Here is a 16,613-nt window from a genome sequence, read left to right as displayed (position 1 = left end):
CAGATTTTAACCACGGACGTCATGGTCCGGCCCCGAGCACCCCAATATACCGCACAGGTCCTGTGCCGCAATGCACAACTGATGCTATCATGTTGCAACACAGACAGAATTGAGGACGTCGGCAGACTGCTAGGCGCATCGTCGCCCGCCAGCGCGCGCCGCAGCCGGAAACGCCGGTTCGGGCCGCCATATTTTCCATTCGGAAAATTCTTGCTTGACGTGAAAGTGAAGGTCGCCTCAAATCCGTTTCATGGAAACAGGGTCTGCGCCGGAACGGCATTCGTCCAGTTGGTTTGAACGGCGGCTTCTGCCGGGTTTCGCCTTCAAGGCGGTGATCATTGGCGGCGGCTATGCCACGGGCCGCGAACTCGCCGAATTCTTCGGCCCTTCCGGCGCGCGGGGCGGGCTTTACGGCATGCTGGTGGCCATGGCGGTGTGGAGCGTCATTTGCGCCCTCACCTTCCTCTATGCCCGTTCAACCGGCACCCGCGATTATCGCAGCTTTTTCCGCCATTTGCTGGGGCCATTCTGGCCGCTGTTCGAGATCGTCCTGCTCTCTCTGTTCGTGCTGGTGCTGGCCGTGTTCAGCGCGGCGGCGGGCGCAATCGGCGCGGCGCTGTTCGGTGCGCCGCCGATCGCGGGACAGCTGGCGTTGATGATCTCGATCGCCGGGTTCGTCGCCTTCGGCAGCGAATCGGTGGAGCGGCTGTTCAAATGGGTCAGCTTCGTTCTCTATGCCACTTATGCCGTGTTTCTGGCGCTTTCGATCTGGCGTTTCGGCGATCAGATCGTCGCGGAATTGTCCGTGCCTGCCCAAGGGGTTGGCTGGATCGGCGATGGGCTTTCCTATGCCGGTTACAATGTGATCGGCGCGGTGGTGATCCTGTATGTGGTGCGCCATTTCTCCACCCCGCGCGATGCCGTTCTGGGCGGAATCCTGTGCGGGCCGCTGGCGATGCTGCCCGCCATGCTGTTCTTCCTCGCGCTGGCCGCCGTGCCCGCCGCGATGCAGGCGGAACTGCCGTCGGACTATCTGCTGGAACGGCTGAACGTGCCTTTCTTCCCCTATTTCTATCAGTTCATGATTTTCCTCGCCTTGCTGGAAAGCGGTGCCGGGGCGGTTCACTCCATCAATGAACGGATCGGCCATGTGGTGGAACGCAGCGGCCGCAGCTTCGGCGTTCGGCCCCGGCTTGGTGTCGCCATCGCGGCGCTGATTTTCACCGGTTTCGTGGCGCAATCCTTCGGGCTGGTGGCGCTGATCGCCTCTGGCTACCGCTACATTTCCTACGCCGTTCTGGCGGTGTTCGTGGTGCCGATGCTCACGCTGGGCGTGTGGCGGCTGTGGCAATGGCGGCGCCTGCCGGGCGGCATGGCCCCGGACGCCGGGCAGCTTTAAACCGGAACGGCACACAGAAGACATAAAATCGCAACGAACCAACCCCGGACGCTTGACAATTTTCTGATCAGGACTGTTAGTGCCAAACGGAAAAGGCGGGGCGTGAACCAGCCCTGTTGAAGTTCAGGGAGATGGCGATGGGCGCGATGCGAACGGCGTTCGGTTTGGCTGTTTCGATGCTGACGGCATCGGCGGCCTTTGCGCAGGGGCCGGCCGCTCCGGCCAAGGCCCCTGCGATTCCGCCACAGCCGGTTGTGGCAGCGGCCACTGCGGCCCCGGCCAATGGCGCCCACCCGCTGACGGCGGAAGATGTCGAGACATTTCTGGACGGCTTCGTGCCCATCGCCATGTCGCGCGGGGGCATTATCGGCACCGTGGTGGTCGTGGTGAAAGACGGCAAGGTGCTGGTGAAGAAGGGCTATGGCCTTTCCGATCTGAAAACGCGCAAGCCCGTCGATCCGGACGCCACGCTGTTCCGCCCCGGTTCCGTGTCCAAGCTGTTCACATGGACTGCGGTGATGCAGCAGGTGGAAGCGGGCAAGATCGACCTTGATGCCGATGTGAACACCTATCTCGATTTCAAAATCCCGCCCCGCAACGGCAAGCCGATCACCATGCGCGACGTGATGACCCATACGCCCGGCTTCGAGGAAGCCATCCGTGGCCTGATCACCGCCAATCCCGCGCTGGGCAACAACGAGGCGAACCTGAAACGCTGGACGCCCAAGCGCGTGTTCGACGCCGGGACGACGCCTGCCTATTCCAACTATGCCACCGGCCTTGCCGGCTACATCGTGGAGCGGGTTTCAGGCCTGAAGTTCGACGATTATATCGATCAGAAGATCCTCGGCCCGCTGCAGATGCACAACAGCAGCTTCCGCCAGCCCCTGCCGGACAGGCTGAAGCCGATGATGTCCACCGGCTATCTGGATGCAACCAAACCGCCGGTTCCGTACGAGATCGTCTCCCTGCCGCCCGCCGGAAGCCTTGCGGCCACAGGCACCGACATGGGCAATTTCATGATCGCGCATCTGCAGAACGGCAAGTTCGGCGACGGCCAGATCATGAAGCCGGAAACCGCCATCCAGATGCACGAAACCGCGCGCAGCGTGATGGCGCCCTTGAACAACATGCGGCTGGGCTTTTACCAGCAGGATATCAACGGCCAGCGGGTGATCACCCATGGCGGCGACACCATGGCCTTCCATTCGCTGCTGACGCTGTTCCTCGATCAGAATGTCGGCCTGTTCCAGTCTGTGAACACCACCGGCGTGCCGAACGGCAATTTCCGTCAGGCGCTGTTCGAAGCATTCGCGGATCGCTATTTCCCGGCCCCCAACACCGATACGCCCTATGATCCGAAGCTGGCGGCCGCACAGGCGAAGCAGATCGCGGGCACCTATGTGACGGCGCGCGGGGCCTTTTCGAATTGGGCCGCCGTCGGTTCGCTGCTGGGCCAGCCGAAGATCACCGCCAATGCCGACGGCACCGTTTCGCTGAACATGATGAAAGATGGCGCGGGCTTCCCGAAGCGCTATGCCGCCATCGGCCCGTTTCTGTGGCGCGAAGTCGGCGGGCATGACCGGCTTGGCGCGAAGCTGGTGGACGGCAAGGTTCGCTTCGTCTCCACAGACGCGCTGTCCGCGATCATCGTGCTGGAGCCGGTGCGGCCGGGCATCAACGCCGGCTGGCTGACGCCTGCTGCCGGGGCTGCGGTTGCCGCCCTGCTCGGCACCGTGCTGCTGTGGCCGGTTGCAGCCATCGTACGCCGCCGCTTCGGCAAGCCGCACGGCTTCACCGGGCAGCGGCTGAAATCCTATCGCGCCGTCCGCATCAGCGCGATCCTGCTGCTGGCGGTGGCCGGACTGTGGACCTTCCTGATGACGACGCTGTTCGGCCCCGGCGGCATGGAAAAAATGATGGCGATGGACTGGCTGCTGATCACCACGCAGGTCCTCACCAACATCGCCTTCGTCGGCGGCCTTGGCGTGGCGCTGTGGCACCTGTGGGCGGTGTTCAAAGGCCCGTCGGGCTGGTTCGGCAAGCTGTGGAGCGTGGTGCTTGTGCTCGCCTTCGCGGTGCTGCTGTGGTTCGCCTGGAACGGCAAGCTGCTCGCTATCGGGACGAACTTCTGATGCTGGCGATCTCCACCATCCTTCGCGATCTGCCGCTGAAGTCGCCGTTCCGGATTTCGGGGCATGTGTTCGAAAGCCAGCCGGTGGTGGAAGCCCGGGTGACGCGCGGCGGCCATGTCGGGCGCGGCGAGGCATCCGGCATCTACTACACCGGCGACACGCCGGCGGCAGCGAAACAACTGCTGGACGGGTTGCAGCTGGACGAGAGCATCAGCCGCGAGGAGCTGCGCCGCCTGCTGCCCGCCGGAGCCGCCCGCAACGCGCTGGATTGCGCGCTGTGGGAACTGGAAGCGGCGGAGGCCGGGCTACCCGTGTGGAAGCTGGCGGGCTTCTCCGCCGCGCGGCCGCTGCTGACGACGATGACGCTGGGCGCGGACGATCCCGCAACGATGGCGGCGGGCGCGATCGGCTATGCGGGTGCACGGGCGTTGAAGCTGAAGCTCAGCGGCGATGTCGATGTGGATATCGAGCGGGTCCGCGCCGTGCGCGCGGCGCGGCCAGAGGTATGGATCGGCGTGGACGCCAATCAGGGCTATGCCAGTGCCGACGCGCTCGCGCCGCTGGTGCCGGTGCTGGTCGATTGCGGGGTGCAATTGCTGGAGCAGCCGTTCAAGCGTGGCGGCGAAGCCGCGCTGGACGGGCTGAAGCTGCCGCTGCCGGTGGCGGCGGATGAAAGCTGCCTCGATCTCAACGAACTGGAAACGCTGCCGGGCCGCTTTCAGGTGGTGAACATCAAGCTGGATAAGTGCGGCGGGTTGACGGAGGGCCTGCTGATGGCGCGGCGCGCGCAGGAACTGGGCCTGAAGCTGATGGTGGGCAATATGGTGGGCACCAGCCTCGCCATGGCCCCCGCCTTCGTGCTTGGGCAGCTGTGCGATGTGGTCGATCTGGATGGGCCGGTGTTCATCGCCCGCGATCCGGAACCCACCGTGGACTATTCAGGCGGCGATATCTGGTGCCCGCCCGACGTGTGGGGGCCGGACGCAATGCTGGAAAACAGGGCCTGATTGCGAAGCGATAGCGGGGGACGGCCGACGGTTCGGGGATGATATCCGAACGCTCAGGACATGGCGACTGCCACTCGGAACGGAAGGATGAGGGGATGTCCAATCGTTGGGAAAAGCGGCGCTGCTGTCACCGGGATCAAGCTTGGCTTCACCTATTGAGTTCAGTCCGCTTGGGCACCCCTTCGGGGGTGCCCATTTTTCCAGATCTAGAATGGGGGATTCACCAATGAAGGGGCAACAGCTGGTTATGGAGCGGCGCACGGCCTTGGGGCTGGCTGGCGCGGCGATGCTGATGGGGGCCACGCGGGGCTGGGCGCAAGGCGCGGGCTGGACCAAGGTGGAAGCGCTGGCGGCTGACTTCCTCGCGAAGGGGTTCAGCCCCGGCGTCGCGATCACTGCCGCCCGCGACGGACAGCCCTTCTATTCCAAGGGGTTCGGCATGGCCAATCTGGAAACCGGCGCGGCGGTTACGCCTGCCAGCGTGTTCCGCATCGGCTCTGTCACCAAGCAGTTCACCGGCGCGGCGCTCGCGCTGCTGGAGGCGGAGGGCAAGCTCTCCCTGAATGACAGGCTGGCGAAATTCCTGCCCGCCTTCCCCGGTGCCGCCGAGGTGACGCTGTTGCAGATGCTGCATCACACGTCCGGCTATGGCAATTACACCAACCAGAAGAACCCGGCCGATTTCCACAGCTTCGGTCGCCTCAATCATGATCCGCAGGCGCTGGAAGATATGATGCGCGAGCAGACGAACCCGATGTTCGTTTTCTCGCCGGGAACGGACTGGCGCTATTCCAATACCGCCTATGTGCTGCTGGGCCGGGTGATCGAGCGAGTGACGGGCGCGCCCTATGCCGACTATTTCGCCAAGCGCCTGTTCGCCCCCGCCGGGCTGATCGCGACTGCGGTGGACAATGAAGCCGATGTCGTGCCCAACCGCGCCTCCGGCTATTCGGCGAAGAAGGGCGACCCGAAGGCCTTTGTGAACGCGGACTTCATTTCGATGACGGTGCCCGGCGCGGCCGGCAACATTCGCTCCACCACGGAAGATCTCTGCCGCTGGCACAGCGCGCTGTTCGGCGGCAAGATCCTGCCGCCCGCCGCGCTGAAGCGGATGCTGCAGCCGGGCGTTCTGAACAACGGCAAGCTGCCGATGGTGCCCGCTGATCGCGCCAAGCCGGATGAGAAGAAGCCGATGAGCTACAGCCTTGGCCTGTTCACGCAGGAGATCGAAGGCCGCAAGTTCATCGAACATGGCGGCGGCATCTTCGGCTTCATCTCTGCGATGGGCACCTTCCCGGCCGAGCGGATTTCGATCGCGGTGCTCACCAACAGCAACGCGCAGGAACGCGAGGGCTATGCCGCCGCGCACAAGGCGCTGGTGGACACCGCAAACCGGGCGGCGGTGGGGCTGCTCTGACAATGCGGCGCGCCCCTGCCCTGCTGGCGGCGGTCGCGGTGTGGGCGCTGCATGCCGCAGCGCTCGCGGCCCCGCCCGCAACGCTGGATGCCGATATAGAGGCGATGCTGGCCGCCAATGCGACGCCGGGCCTTGCCATCGCCATCGTGGAAGATGGCAAAACGGTTCTCTCCAAAGGCTATGGCAGCAAGCGCGCGGGCACCGCCGACCGGCCCGATGGCAAGACGCTGTTCGAAATCGGCTCCACCAGCAAGGCCTTCACCGCCGCCGCGCTCGCCATGCTGGTGGACGAGGGCAAGCTGAAATGGGATGATCGCGTCGTCGATCATATGCCCGAATTCCAGATGTATGATCCGTGGGTTACGCGGGAATATCGGGTGAAGGACCTTCTGGTGCACCGCAGCGGGCTGGGGCTGGGCGCAGGGGACCTGACGTTCGTGCCACGCACCACCCACAGCCGCGCGGAAATCATGGGCGCGCTGCGCTGGCTGAAGCCGGAAACCAGCTTCCGCACCACATTCTCCTATTCGAACCTGAATTATGTCGCCGCCGGCCAGCTGATCGAGAAGGTGAGCGGCCAGCGCTGGGAGGATTTCGTCACCGCCCGCATTCTGAAACCGGCGGGCATGGCGGGCAGCTTCGCCGACGGGACACAGAGGTTCGGCACCGCCAACCGGGCGCAGCCGCATGCCCGGCTGGGGCCGCCGATGCGCGGCGCGGGGCCGATTTCCGTGCTGGACGAAAAGCGCGGGCTGGGGCCGAACACTGGCCCGGCCGGCGGCATCGCTAGCAGCGCCGACGACATGGCGCGCTGGATCGCGCTTCAACTGGCGCAGGGCAAGGCGGCGGGCAGCACAAAACCGCTCTGGTCCGCCGCGCAGGCGCGCGAGATGTGGCAGGTGGCGACACCAACGCCGATCGCGCCCACCGAAGGGCCGATGGCGGCAGCCGCGCCGAAATTCTCCGGCTATGCGCTGGGCTGGTCGGTGCGGGATTGGCACGGCGAGCGGGTGATTTCCCATTCCGGCGGCACGCTGGGCTTCCTCACCCATGTGCTGCTGCTGCCGGATCGCAATGTCGGCTTCGTCTTCTTCCTGAACAGCGAGGATGGCGAGGTCTTTCAGGCGCTGATCTACAATTTGCTGGATCATTACACCGGCCAGCCGAAAACGGATTGGTTCACCCTGACACAGGCGCAGAAGGCAAAGCGGCTGGAGGCCGCGAAGGCCGCGCTCGCCAGCATTTCCAAGCCGGCCAATCCGGTGCCGCAATCGCTGCCCGCCGCCGGCTATGCGGGGGCCTATCGCGACGCCTGGTATGGCCCCATCACCGTGCGTGCGAAGGGCGAGGCGATTGAACTGGAGTTTCCGAAAACGACAGGCATGGTCTCTACGCTGGAGCATCTGACGGGCGACAGTTTCGTGGCGCGCTGGGCCGATCCGGCGATAGAACCCGCCATCATCCGCTTCAATGTCGATGTCGGCGGCAAGGTGGAGTCCGCTTCGATGAAGGCGCTGTCTCCCATCGCGGATTTCAGTTTCGATTATCACAATCTGGATATCAGGCCCGTGCGCTGAGCCGGACGAGGAGACAAGCATGACGCAGGCAAGGGGCATTTCGCGCAGGACTTTGATGGCGGCCGCTGCCGTTTCCGCCCCGATGCTGAACTTCGGCCTGTATCGCGCCCATGCCGCTTCGCCCAAACGCTATTCGAAGCGCGCTGTCGAGGTGGTGAAAAGCTCGCTCATCATCGACATGCTTGCGCCGCTCGCGCTGGATTTCCGACCCACCTTCCCCGCCCACCGGCTGACGCCGGAGCTGGCCCAACAGTTCCGCGACAGCCAGATCACCGGCTTCCACAATGCGGTGGGGATCGGCGGACCGAATGCCGTGCAGCAGACACTGGGCTGGTTCGCGCAATGGACGGGCTTCGTGGGGCGCAACAGCGATCTGTTCACGCTGGTGGACACGGCAGACGACCTCGACCGGGCCAAGCGCGACGGCAAATGCGCCGTGATCATGGGCCTGCAGAATGCCGATCATTTCCAGACCACCGCCGACGTCGAGAAGTTCTGGCTGTTGGGGCAGCGTTGCTCGCAACTCACCTACAACAGCCAGAATCTTCTCGGCGCAGGCGGGACGGACCGGGTGGATGGCGGCGTCAGCGATTTCGGGGCCGGAATTATCGCTGCGATGAACAAGCAGGGCATGCTGGTGGACGTGTCGCATTGCGGGGACAGGACCACGCTGGACGCCATCGCGGTGTCGCCGCGCCCCATCGCCATCACCCACAGCAATTGCCGGGCGCTGGTGAACCACCCGCGCACCAAGACGGACGAGGCGATCAAGGCGCTGACGGCCAAGGGCGGCGTGATGGGGATCACCGGCGTGCGCATGTTCGTGCGCGACAAGGAGCCGACCACCATCGCCCATATGGTGGATCATATCGATCATGTGGTGAAACTGTCCGGCATCGAGCATGTCGGCATCGGCAGCGACGCCGACCTGAACGGTTATGACGATATGCCAGCAGATCAATACAAGATGCTGAAGGCGGGGTATAAAGACAGCTACGCCTTCCGCGACAAGATCGACACCGACGGCTTCGATCACCCGCTGAAGATGTTCGATCTGGCCGAAGAGCTGATCCGTCGCGGCTATTCGGATGCCAACATCCGGCTCGTGCTGGGCGGCAATTTCCGCCGCCTGCTGGGCGACGCCTGGGTTCCGCAAAAGGCCTGACGGAACCCGCAGGGCGGTCAGGCCAGCGCCTGCTCCACCACCCGCTCCGTGCCGAAGCGCAGCGGGTCCATCACCGGCAAGCCGTGTTGCGCCTCAAGGCTGGCGGCGAGCGCGTTCGCTTCCACCTCGGACAGGCCTGACGTGTTGAGGCTGATGCCCACGAAGCGCGCATCCGGATTCGTCACCCGGGCGAGGCTGAGATAGGTCTCCATCGTCTCCTCCAGCGGGCGGATCGGGAAGCCTTCGAACATGCTGATCTCTGTGCGGCGCGGATCGTGGCACAGCACCAGCGCGTCCGGCTGGGAGCCGTGCAGCAGCCCCAGCGTCACCCCGGCATAGGCCGGGTGGAAGATGGCCCCCTGCCCTTCGATGACATCCCAATGGCCCGGTGCTGCCTCGGGAGACAGCGTTTCCGCCGCCCCGGCGATGAAATCCGCCACCACGGCATCAATGGCGACGCCGTCTCCGGAAATCATGATCCCCGTCTGCCCCGTGGCGCGGAAATCGGCATCGACCCCGCGCTCTTTCATCGCGGCGGCCAGCGCCAGCGCGGTGTATTTCTTGCCCAGCGCGCAATCGGTGCCCACCGTCAGCAGCCGCTTGCCGCTGCGCTTGCGGCCGGAGGCCACCGGGAAGCTGCGGCTACTGTGGCGAACGTCGTGCAGGCTGCGGCCGAGGCGCGCGGCGGCTTCGGCCACTTCGGGAATGGCCGACAGGCGGCCGTGCATGCCGCTGACAATGTCCAGCCCCGCCTCCAGCGCCTCCAGCAGCAACGGCACCCATTCGTCTGGAATGCGCCCGCCGATCGCGGCGATGCCGATCAGCAGGGATCGCGCACCCGCCGCATAGGCTTCGGCCGGGGCCATATCCGGCAGGCCGAGGTCCGTCGCGCCCGGCGACTGCCGCCACTGCCCGGTGCAATCTTCGCGCGCCCAGTCGCGGACGCCCTCGGCCGTCTTGGTGACAGCCGAACGCGAGGCGTCGCCGACGAAGATGAGATAGGGCTTCCGAACCATGCAATCCCCCGAGATCGTTCTGAGATGAACCGAAAGTGGCTCAAAATTCTCTGATCGGAAATCGTATTTCATAAGCCGCATGTCAAGCCAAGCGTGGTGAAAATGGTGTGATTTCACTGCCGGAGACTCGGCGGTGAAAAAACCGAAGTGAATGTCAGTTCTCTGATCAGGCTGACGAATGCGCCTGTTCGGCCGTCCTCAGGCCGGGTCGGCGCTCACCGGACTGTGATGTTCCAGCATATGCTGCATCTGGTCCGGCTCGCCGCTGGCGCAGGCGCCGATCACCACCGCTTCGTCGCAGCCTTCGGCCAGCACATAGGCATGGCCCATATTGCTATCGAGATAGACCGACTGGCCGGTTTCCAGCGTGATCGTCTCGTAAAATTCCGAGTGCACGCGAATCCGGCCGGACACGACATAGATCCATTCCTCGCCGCTGTGCCGCACCAGATCGCCGAATTCCGCCAGCGTCCGCGCCCGCACATGGGTGATGATGGGGATCATGCGCTTTTGCCGGAGTTCCGGGAAAAGATAATAATAGTCGTAGTTTGCTGTGCTGACTTGAAGTGCAGATTCAAGCAGGCCGATGCTGCGCCGGGCGGTCACACGGTCCGGCTCGCCCATGGATTCCGGTTCCGCGAACAGGTCCGACAGCCGCATATTCAGCCGTTCGGACAGTTGCAGCAGCCGGTCATAGGTCAAGGTCAGCCGGTCATGCTCGATCTTGGACAAGGTGGAGACGGGAATACCCGTCCGCTCGCTCATGTCCTTCAAGGTCCACTGGTTGCGCACCCGCAGCGCCCGCAGCAGCGATCCCAGCGTGGGCCGGGACGAAGCGGATGCGGCCGGTGGCGCAGCCGCCGTGCGCGGTTGCGGTTTTCCTGCGGAGGGGTTCAGTTTGGCGACAGAAGCCTTGACCATGGCCAAAGCTGTATCAGCGCGGTTGAAAAAGGCAACGCGGGTTGCAAAGCATGAAAGTGCAGCTGACAGGATAACGATTCCGCAGCCAGTGAACAGGAAAGACCAGCATGGCCCATCTGACGGACCACAGCGCCATGTCTGGCGCACAGGCGAAGCGCCTCAGATGGTATCAGCATCTTTATTTTCAGGTTCTGCTCGCGATCATCGCGGGCGTGACGCTGGGGCATTTCTGGCCGGAAACCGGGGCGGCGATGAAACCCATCGGAGATGCCTTCATCAAGCTGGTGAAGATGATCATCGCGCCCGTCATATTCCTGACGATCGTGACGGGAATCGCCGGGATGCGCGACCTGAAGGCGGTGGGCCGGGTGGCGGGCAAGGCCTTCGCCTATTTCCTGTTCTTCTCCACGCTGGCGCTCATCCTTGGGCTGATCATGGGCAACCTGGTGCAGCCGGGCGCGGGGCTGAACATCGATCCCGCCTCTTTGAACGGGGCGCAGGTGGCCGATTACGCCGCGAAGGCGCATGAAAGCACGATCACCGGCTTCCTGATGGGCATCATCCCCACCACCCTCTTTTCCCCGCTGACAGAGGGGAATGTGCTGCAAACGCTGTTCGTCGCCATCCTGTTCGGCACCGGGCTGGCGATGATCGGCGACCGCTGCGACCCAATTGTGGAGCGGCTGGAGGACATTTCCGTCGCGGTATTCAAGGTGGTGGCGCTGCTGATGAAGGCCGCGCCGCTGGGCGCGTTCGGGGCCATGGCCTTCACCATCGGCGAATATGGGCTGGGCACGCTCGTCAATCTCGCGGCGCTGGTGGCGACCTTTTATGCAACCGCGCTGCTGTTCATTGTCGTCGTGCTGGGCGCGGTGGCAAGGGTTTGCGGCTTTTCGATCTTCCGGCTGATCGCTTACCTGAAGGCGGAACTGCTGCTGGTGCTGGGCACGTCATCCTCGGAAAGCGCCCTGCCCGCGCTGATGGAGAAGCTGGAGAGGGCGGGCTGCCCCCGCTCCATCGTCGGCCTGGTGGTGCCCACCGGTTACAGCTTCAATCTGGACGGCACCAATATCTACATGACTCTGGCCGCGCTGTTCATCGCGCAGGCGGTGGGCGTGGAGCTGAGTATCGGCGAACAGCTGCTGCTGCTGGGCGTCGCGATGCTGTCGTCCAAAGGGGCTGCCGGGGTGACGGGCGCGGGCTTCATCACGCTGGCCGCCACGCTCTCCATTGTGCCTTCCATCCCCGTGGCGGGGATGGCGCTGATCCTTGGGGTGGACCGTTTCATGAGCGAATGTCGGAGCCTCACCAACTTCATCGGCAATGCAGTGGCAACGGTGGTGGTTTCCATTTGGGAAGGCCAGCTGGACCGGACGAAGTTCGATCTGGCTCTGGCAGGCAAGCTGCCGCCGCTGCCCGAGACAGCAGCGGCAGCGCACCCCGCCCCGGACACGACCGGCTAAGCGGCGATCTTTTCAGCCACGGGGCCGGACGCACCACTATCCCGCCCGTGCGGGCACAATTCTCCGATAAGAAAGAATAATTTAATCGACTGATCACAAATGAAAAATATTCTCGACCCATTTCGCATTTGAATTTTCTTGTCCTGATTTGAAAATTCGTCCTAAATATGAGAATAGCTTGCAAGCCAGAGAATCGGCGAAGGGGACGAGTGGATGGTTCGAGCGAGATGGTTCGCGACTGCGCATGGCGTTGCCCTTGCACTGGCTCTGGTGTCGGCGGTTCCGGCTCCTGTGGTTGCGAAGTCCGCCGCCAGCCTCTCCTCCGGCCAGCTGGCCGATCTTCCTGCCTTCATCGACGGCGTGATGGCGCAGCAGATCGCGACGCGCGAAGTCGCGGGCGCAGTGGTGACCGTGGTTTCCGGCGGCCGGGTGATCTTCAACAAGGGCTATGGCTTCGCCGATGTCGACCGGCGCATCCCCGTGGATGCGAACAAGACCCTGTTCCGCCCCGGCTCGGTGTCCAAGCTGTTCACATGGACTGCGCTGATGCAGCAGGTGGAAGCGGGCCGCGTCAGCCTTGATGACGAGGTGAACAAATATCTGGATTTCCGCATTCCGGATACGCAATCCCGCCCGATCCTCGTGCGCCACCTCATGGACCACACACCGGGGTTCGAAGATCGCTCGGCGGGGATCATGTCGAAAACACCTGCGGATTTCGTGCCGCTGGGCGAATTCCTGAAGGCCAACATCCCCACCCGCGTGCGGGAACCGGGGATCGAATCCTCCTACTCCAATTATGCCACTGCACTGGCGGGCTATATCGTCGAGCGGGTGTCGGGCGAGCCGTTTCCCGACTATGTGGAGCGCCACATCTTCCAGCCGCTGAAGATGCCCGGCGCGACTTTCCGCGAGCCGCTGACGGGATCGCGCGCGGAAAATATGGCGCTGGGCTATGAACTGAAAGACGGGCGCTTCATCGCCCGGCCGTTCGAACTCTATCACAATATCATGCCCGCCGGATCGGCCTCGGCGACCGGGCCGGACATGGCGCGCTTCATGCTGATGCATCTGGGCGACGGCAAGCTGGACGGTGCGCGTATCCTGCAGGCGAAAACCATGCAGCAGATGCGGCAGACGCTGCACCGCAACGCCCCCTCTCTGCCCGGATTCGCCCATGGTTACATGGTGTTGCGCGATGAAGGGCCGCGGATGATCGGCCATGGCGGCAACACCGCCGATTTCCATTCGATGATGGTTCTGGTGCCCGAAACCGGCTTCGGCTTCTATATTTCGATGACGGGCGGCAACGGCAGCTATGGCGGCCGCACCGAGTTGCAGAACGCCATCATCGGCCGCCTGTTCCCCACCGCTCCCGCGCCGCGCTGGGCCGGCACGTCGGCGTCGCCGGCCGGCACCTATCGGATCAACCGCCGCACCTACAGCGAGCCGCCGCTGCCGCAGCATGACATCAAGGTCGTCGCCGCGGGCCCGAACGAGCTGGTGCTGCAATCGGCGGACGGCACGACCAGTTTCTGGGAGCAGACCGGCCCTGACCGCTATGAAAAAGTCACCGCCATGCGCGCGGGCGGGCCGTTCGAAACCATCCTGTTTCACGGCCCCGAGGAGGACCGCCGCCTGTCCTTCTCGTCGCAGCCGCACGTTCTTTACCGGCTCGTCCGGTAGCACCTTGGGAGTCGGATCCACCTGTCAGCCAGGCTCTGCAGCAATCGGGGCATGACCCCGCCGGGACACACCGGTGCAAAGCCTGCCGGACAAGAATATTGAGAAGGGGAACAACATGACCATGACGATCGGGATGACCGGCCCGGGCCGCCTGACCTCCGCCAGCGTGATCGCGCTGGGGCTTGCGCTGGCAGCCGCGCCTGCGTTCGCGCAATCCACCGAAACCGCCTCCACCGACGAGATGATCGTGGTGACCGGCTCGCGCATCAGCACCGCCGGGTTCGATGCGCCGACGCCCACGACCGTGATTACCGCGACCGACCTGAAGGTTGCCGGGCGCACCGACATTCAGGCGACGCTGACCGATCTGCCGCAATTCCGCATGACGCAGAGCGCCACCTCCACCAACACCGTCACCTCGTCGGGCCAGTCTCCGGCGGACCTGCGCGGCCTTGGTTCGCCGCGCACGCTGGTGCTGATCAACAGCCGCCGCCATGTCAGCTCGAACGATCTGCAGACCATTCCCTATTCCATCGTGAAAAGCATCGATGTCGTCACCGGCGGGGCATCGGCGGCCTATGGCTCGGGCGCGGTGGCGGGCGTGGTGAACATCCTGCTCGACAATGAAAAGGAAGGCTTCGACATCGGCGTGCAGAGCGGCATCTCCTCGCAAGGGGACGGCGCGAAATATCTGCTGGAAGGCTCGGGCGGCATCAGCTTCGCCGACGGCAAGGGCCATTTCGTGTTCGCCGGCGATTATCTGAAAGACAAGGGCGTGATTCCGGGCACCTCGCGCCCGCTGATCGGCGCGTCCGCTTTCTTCCCCGGGGCAGACGGCAAGCTTTATCCCACGGCGAACCTTCGCGAATCCAACCGCCACGAAAATGGCGTGATCACCTCCGGCGTGCTGGCCGGGCAGGTGTTCAACAACGACGGCACGCTGCGGCCGTTCCAATATGGCACCCGTTATCCGGGCGCGCCGACTCTGATGATCGGCGGCGAAGGCTATCATATCGACAATTACCGCTCGCTCTCGGCCCCGATCGAACGGATCAACCTGTTCGCGCGCGGTTCCTACGAAGTTGCGGACGCCGTGAACCTGTGGGTGGAAGGCAATTACAACCGCGTCGCCGACAAGCGGCCCTTCTTCCCCGATCTGTGGATCAACCAGCTGACCTTTTCGGCCAGCAACCCCTATCTGAACAGCAGCATCCGCAGCCAGCTGGCCGCGGCCGGGCAGACCAGCTTCACCATGGGCCGCGCCGTCACTGATGTCGCCATGGCCATTTACGACTATACGCGCGACACCTTCCAGGTGTCCGCAGGCGTGGACGGCAGCTTCGGCGACGGGCGCTGGCGCTATGACGCCTATATCAGCCACGGCCAGCAGAAGCAGGACCAGACGCTGCAAAACATCACGCTGCGTCAAAACTTCCTGAACGCCATCGATGCCGTGACCGGCCCCGGCGGAACACCCGTCTGCCGCATCGCCCTCACCGATCCGTCCACGGCCTGCCGCCCGCTGAACCTGTTCGGCTCGGGCAACGCCGATCAGGCCGCGATCGACTATGTGACGGCCGACTGGAACGCGGTGACGACGACCTGGCTCACCAGCATGGGCGCCAGCATCAGCGGCGAGCCCTTCCATTTGTGGAATCTGCCGGTCTCGTTTGCAACCGGGGTGGAATATCGCGAGGAATCCTTCCGCACGCTTTACGATGAAAACTCGCTGGCGGGCCGGTTCGGCACCATCAACGGCGCGAACATCGAAAAGACGGGCAACAATGTGAAGGAAGCCTTCGCGGAAGTCGCCGTGCCGGTGTTGGCGGACCTGCCGCTGGTGAAGAAGCTGATGTTCAACGGCGCGGCCCGCATATCGGATTACAGCACGCGCGGTTCCATCTGGTCGTGGAAGCTGGGCGGCGTGTGGACGGTGAATGACAGCATCACGCTGCGCGCCACCAGCTCCCGCGATATCCGCGCCGCCAACCTCACCGAGCTGTTCAGCCTGCGCTCCACGCTGTACACCACGGTGGTGGACATGGGCCTGCCCACACGGCCCACCACCAGCATCATCCTCTACACCGGCGGCAATCCCGAGCTCGACCCGGAAATCGCCGACACCTTCACCACCGGCGTGGTGCTGACGCCCAGCTTCCTGCCGGGCTTCAACCTCTCCGTTGATTACTACAATATCCGCATCAAGGATGTGATCACCACCCTGTCGGCGCAGCAGATCGTGAACAGCTGCTATACCGACAACAACAACGGGGCCTGCGCGCAGATCACCCGCAACACGTCCGGGGCGATCAGCGAGATCAACGCCTCTTACATCAACGTCGCCAGCTTCCAGACGAAGGGCGTGGACATCGAGGCGGCCTATCGCACCAGCCTCGGCGGCGGCCAGTTGCAGGTGCGCGCACTTGCCAACTATGTCGACAAGCTGAAGTCCGGCCATATCGACGGGGCCGGCTACGCGGGCAGTCAGGCGGTATTCCTTGTGCCGAACTGGCGGGGCACGCTTTCCACCACTTATGAAAGCGCGCATTTCGGCGGCGACATCCGCTTCCGCTATGTGGACAGCAGCGGCTATGCCCCGCCCACGGTTCTGGCCGGGCAAGGCGACAGCGTCGGCATTTCCAGCCGCACCTATGTCGATATCGGCCTGCGCGCCTATGTGCCCTTCGGCGACGGCAAGCGCTTCACACTGTTCGGCAATGTGCAGAATTTGTTTGATCGCGACCCGCCGGTCGCGGCGGTCAGCTCGCCTTATTATGACCTGATCGGGCGCTACTTCACCATCGGTGCCCGCGCCAGCTTCTAGGCG

Annotated in this window: 11 protein-coding genes; 9 read left to right on the top strand and 2 right to left on the bottom strand. The window is 64.0% G+C overall.

Annotated elements, in window-relative coordinates:
• The first annotated feature begins 250 nt into the window (after window positions 1-250).
• The 6 genes from FJQ54_RS02465 (at window position 251) to FJQ54_RS02440 (ending at window position 8,700) form a co-directional block, all read left to right on the top strand.
• The gene (locus FJQ54_RS02465; RefSeq protein ID WP_140926782.1) at window positions 251-1,399 is read left to right on the top strand and encodes a YkvI family membrane protein; all 1,149 of its coding nucleotides are present in this window, start codon (window positions 251-253) and stop codon (window positions 1,397-1,399) included.
• 137 nt (window positions 1,400-1,536) lie between these two features.
• Complete coding sequence (locus FJQ54_RS02460) at window positions 1,537-3,534, top strand: serine hydrolase domain-containing protein (protein ID WP_207790339.1); 1,998 nt, start codon at window positions 1,537-1,539, stop codon at window positions 3,532-3,534.
• Window positions 3,486-4,541, top strand: coding sequence for a dipeptide epimerase (locus FJQ54_RS02455; protein WP_235890287.1), 1,056 nt, complete (start codon window positions 3,486-3,488; stop codon window positions 4,539-4,541). Before FJQ54_RS02460 ends, FJQ54_RS02455 begins: the two co-directional genes overlap by 49 nt.
• 226 nt (window positions 4,542-4,767) lie before the next feature.
• Window positions 4,768-5,958, top strand: coding sequence for a serine hydrolase domain-containing protein (locus FJQ54_RS02450; RefSeq protein ID WP_181159947.1), 1,191 nt, complete (start codon window positions 4,768-4,770; stop codon window positions 5,956-5,958).
• A gap of 2 nt (window positions 5,959-5,960) precedes the next feature.
• Window positions 5,961-7,535, top strand: coding sequence for a serine hydrolase (locus FJQ54_RS02445; RefSeq protein ID WP_140926779.1), 1,575 nt, complete (start codon window positions 5,961-5,963; stop codon window positions 7,533-7,535).
• Window positions 7,536-7,554: 19 nt separating this feature from the next.
• Window positions 7,555-8,700 carry a dipeptidase gene (locus tag FJQ54_RS02440; protein WP_140926777.1) on the top strand — a complete coding sequence of 382 codons (1,146 nt, stop codon included), beginning with the start codon at window positions 7,555-7,557 and terminating at the stop codon, window positions 8,698-8,700.
• Between the two features lie 17 nt (window positions 8,701-8,717).
• Here the strand turns inward: FJQ54_RS02440 and FJQ54_RS02435 are convergent, their stop codons facing one another.
• Entirely contained in the window at window positions 8,718-9,716 is a 999-nt protein-coding gene (locus FJQ54_RS02435; RefSeq protein ID WP_140926775.1) for a DUF1611 domain-containing protein, read from the bottom strand.
• A 198-nt stretch (window positions 9,717-9,914) separates the two neighbouring features.
• The gene (locus FJQ54_RS02430; protein ID WP_140926774.1) at window positions 9,915-10,637 is read right to left on the bottom strand and encodes a helix-turn-helix domain-containing protein; all 723 of its coding nucleotides are present in this window, start codon (window positions 10,635-10,637) and stop codon (window positions 9,915-9,917) included.
• 107 nt (window positions 10,638-10,744) lie between these two features.
• Here FJQ54_RS02430 and FJQ54_RS02425 point away from each other — a divergent pair, with 107 nt between their 5' ends.
• The 3 genes from FJQ54_RS02425 (at window position 10,745) to FJQ54_RS02415 (ending at window position 16,610) form a co-directional block, all read left to right on the top strand.
• The gene (locus FJQ54_RS02425; RefSeq protein WP_235890286.1) at window positions 10,745-12,100 is read left to right on the top strand and encodes a dicarboxylate/amino acid:cation symporter; all 1,356 of its coding nucleotides are present in this window, start codon (window positions 10,745-10,747) and stop codon (window positions 12,098-12,100) included.
• Window positions 12,101-12,313: 213 nt separating this feature from the next.
• Window positions 12,314-13,786, top strand: a complete 1,473-nt coding sequence (locus tag FJQ54_RS02420; RefSeq protein WP_140926772.1) for a serine hydrolase domain-containing protein — start codon at window positions 12,314-12,316, stop codon at window positions 13,784-13,786.
• A 115-nt stretch (window positions 13,787-13,901) separates the two neighbouring features.
• Window positions 13,902-16,610 (top strand): TonB-dependent receptor plug domain-containing protein, encoded by a 2,709-nt coding sequence (locus tag FJQ54_RS02415; protein WP_140926771.1) that lies wholly within the window; start codon window positions 13,902-13,904, stop codon window positions 16,608-16,610.
• The last annotated feature ends 3 nt before the right edge of the window (window positions 16,611-16,613 follow it).

This window comes from Sandaracinobacter neustonicus (assembly GCF_006385875.1).
GTDB classification, from domain to species: Bacteria; Pseudomonadota; Alphaproteobacteria; order Sphingomonadales; family Sphingomonadaceae; genus Sandaracinobacteroides; species Sandaracinobacteroides neustonicus.
This window is presented reverse-complemented; position numbering and strand designations above follow the sequence as displayed.

What these genes read in the sequence shown, in the direction of transcription:
- FJQ54_RS02415 (WP_140926771.1), top strand. Translation starts at nt 13,902, where the DNA reads ATGACCATGACGATCGGGATGACCGGCCCGGGCCGCCTGACCTCCGCC.
- FJQ54_RS02420 (WP_140926772.1), top strand. Translation starts at nt 12,314, where the DNA reads ATGGTTCGAGCGAGATGGTTCGCGACTGCGCATGGCGTTGCCCTTGCA.
- FJQ54_RS02435 (WP_140926775.1), bottom strand. Translation starts at nt 9,716, where the DNA reads ATGGTTCGGAAGCCCTATCTCATCTTCGTCGGCGACGCCTCGCGTTCG.
- FJQ54_RS02460 (WP_207790339.1), top strand. Translation starts at nt 1,537, where the DNA reads ATGGGCGCGATGCGAACGGCGTTCGGTTTGGCTGTTTCGATGCTGACG.
- FJQ54_RS02465 (WP_140926782.1), top strand. Translation starts at nt 251, where the DNA reads ATGGAAACAGGGTCTGCGCCGGAACGGCATTCGTCCAGTTGGTTTGAA.
- FJQ54_RS02440 (WP_140926777.1), top strand. Translation starts at nt 7,555, where the DNA reads ATGACGCAGGCAAGGGGCATTTCGCGCAGGACTTTGATGGCGGCCGCT.
- FJQ54_RS02425 (WP_235890286.1), top strand. Translation starts at nt 10,745, where the DNA reads ATGGCCCATCTGACGGACCACAGCGCCATGTCTGGCGCACAGGCGAAG.
- FJQ54_RS02450 (WP_181159947.1), top strand. Translation starts at nt 4,768, where the DNA reads ATGAAGGGGCAACAGCTGGTTATGGAGCGGCGCACGGCCTTGGGGCTG.
- FJQ54_RS02445 (WP_140926779.1), top strand. Translation starts at nt 5,961, where the DNA reads ATGCGGCGCGCCCCTGCCCTGCTGGCGGCGGTCGCGGTGTGGGCGCTG.
- FJQ54_RS02430 (WP_140926774.1), bottom strand. Translation starts at nt 10,637, where the DNA reads ATGGTCAAGGCTTCTGTCGCCAAACTGAACCCCTCCGCAGGAAAACCG.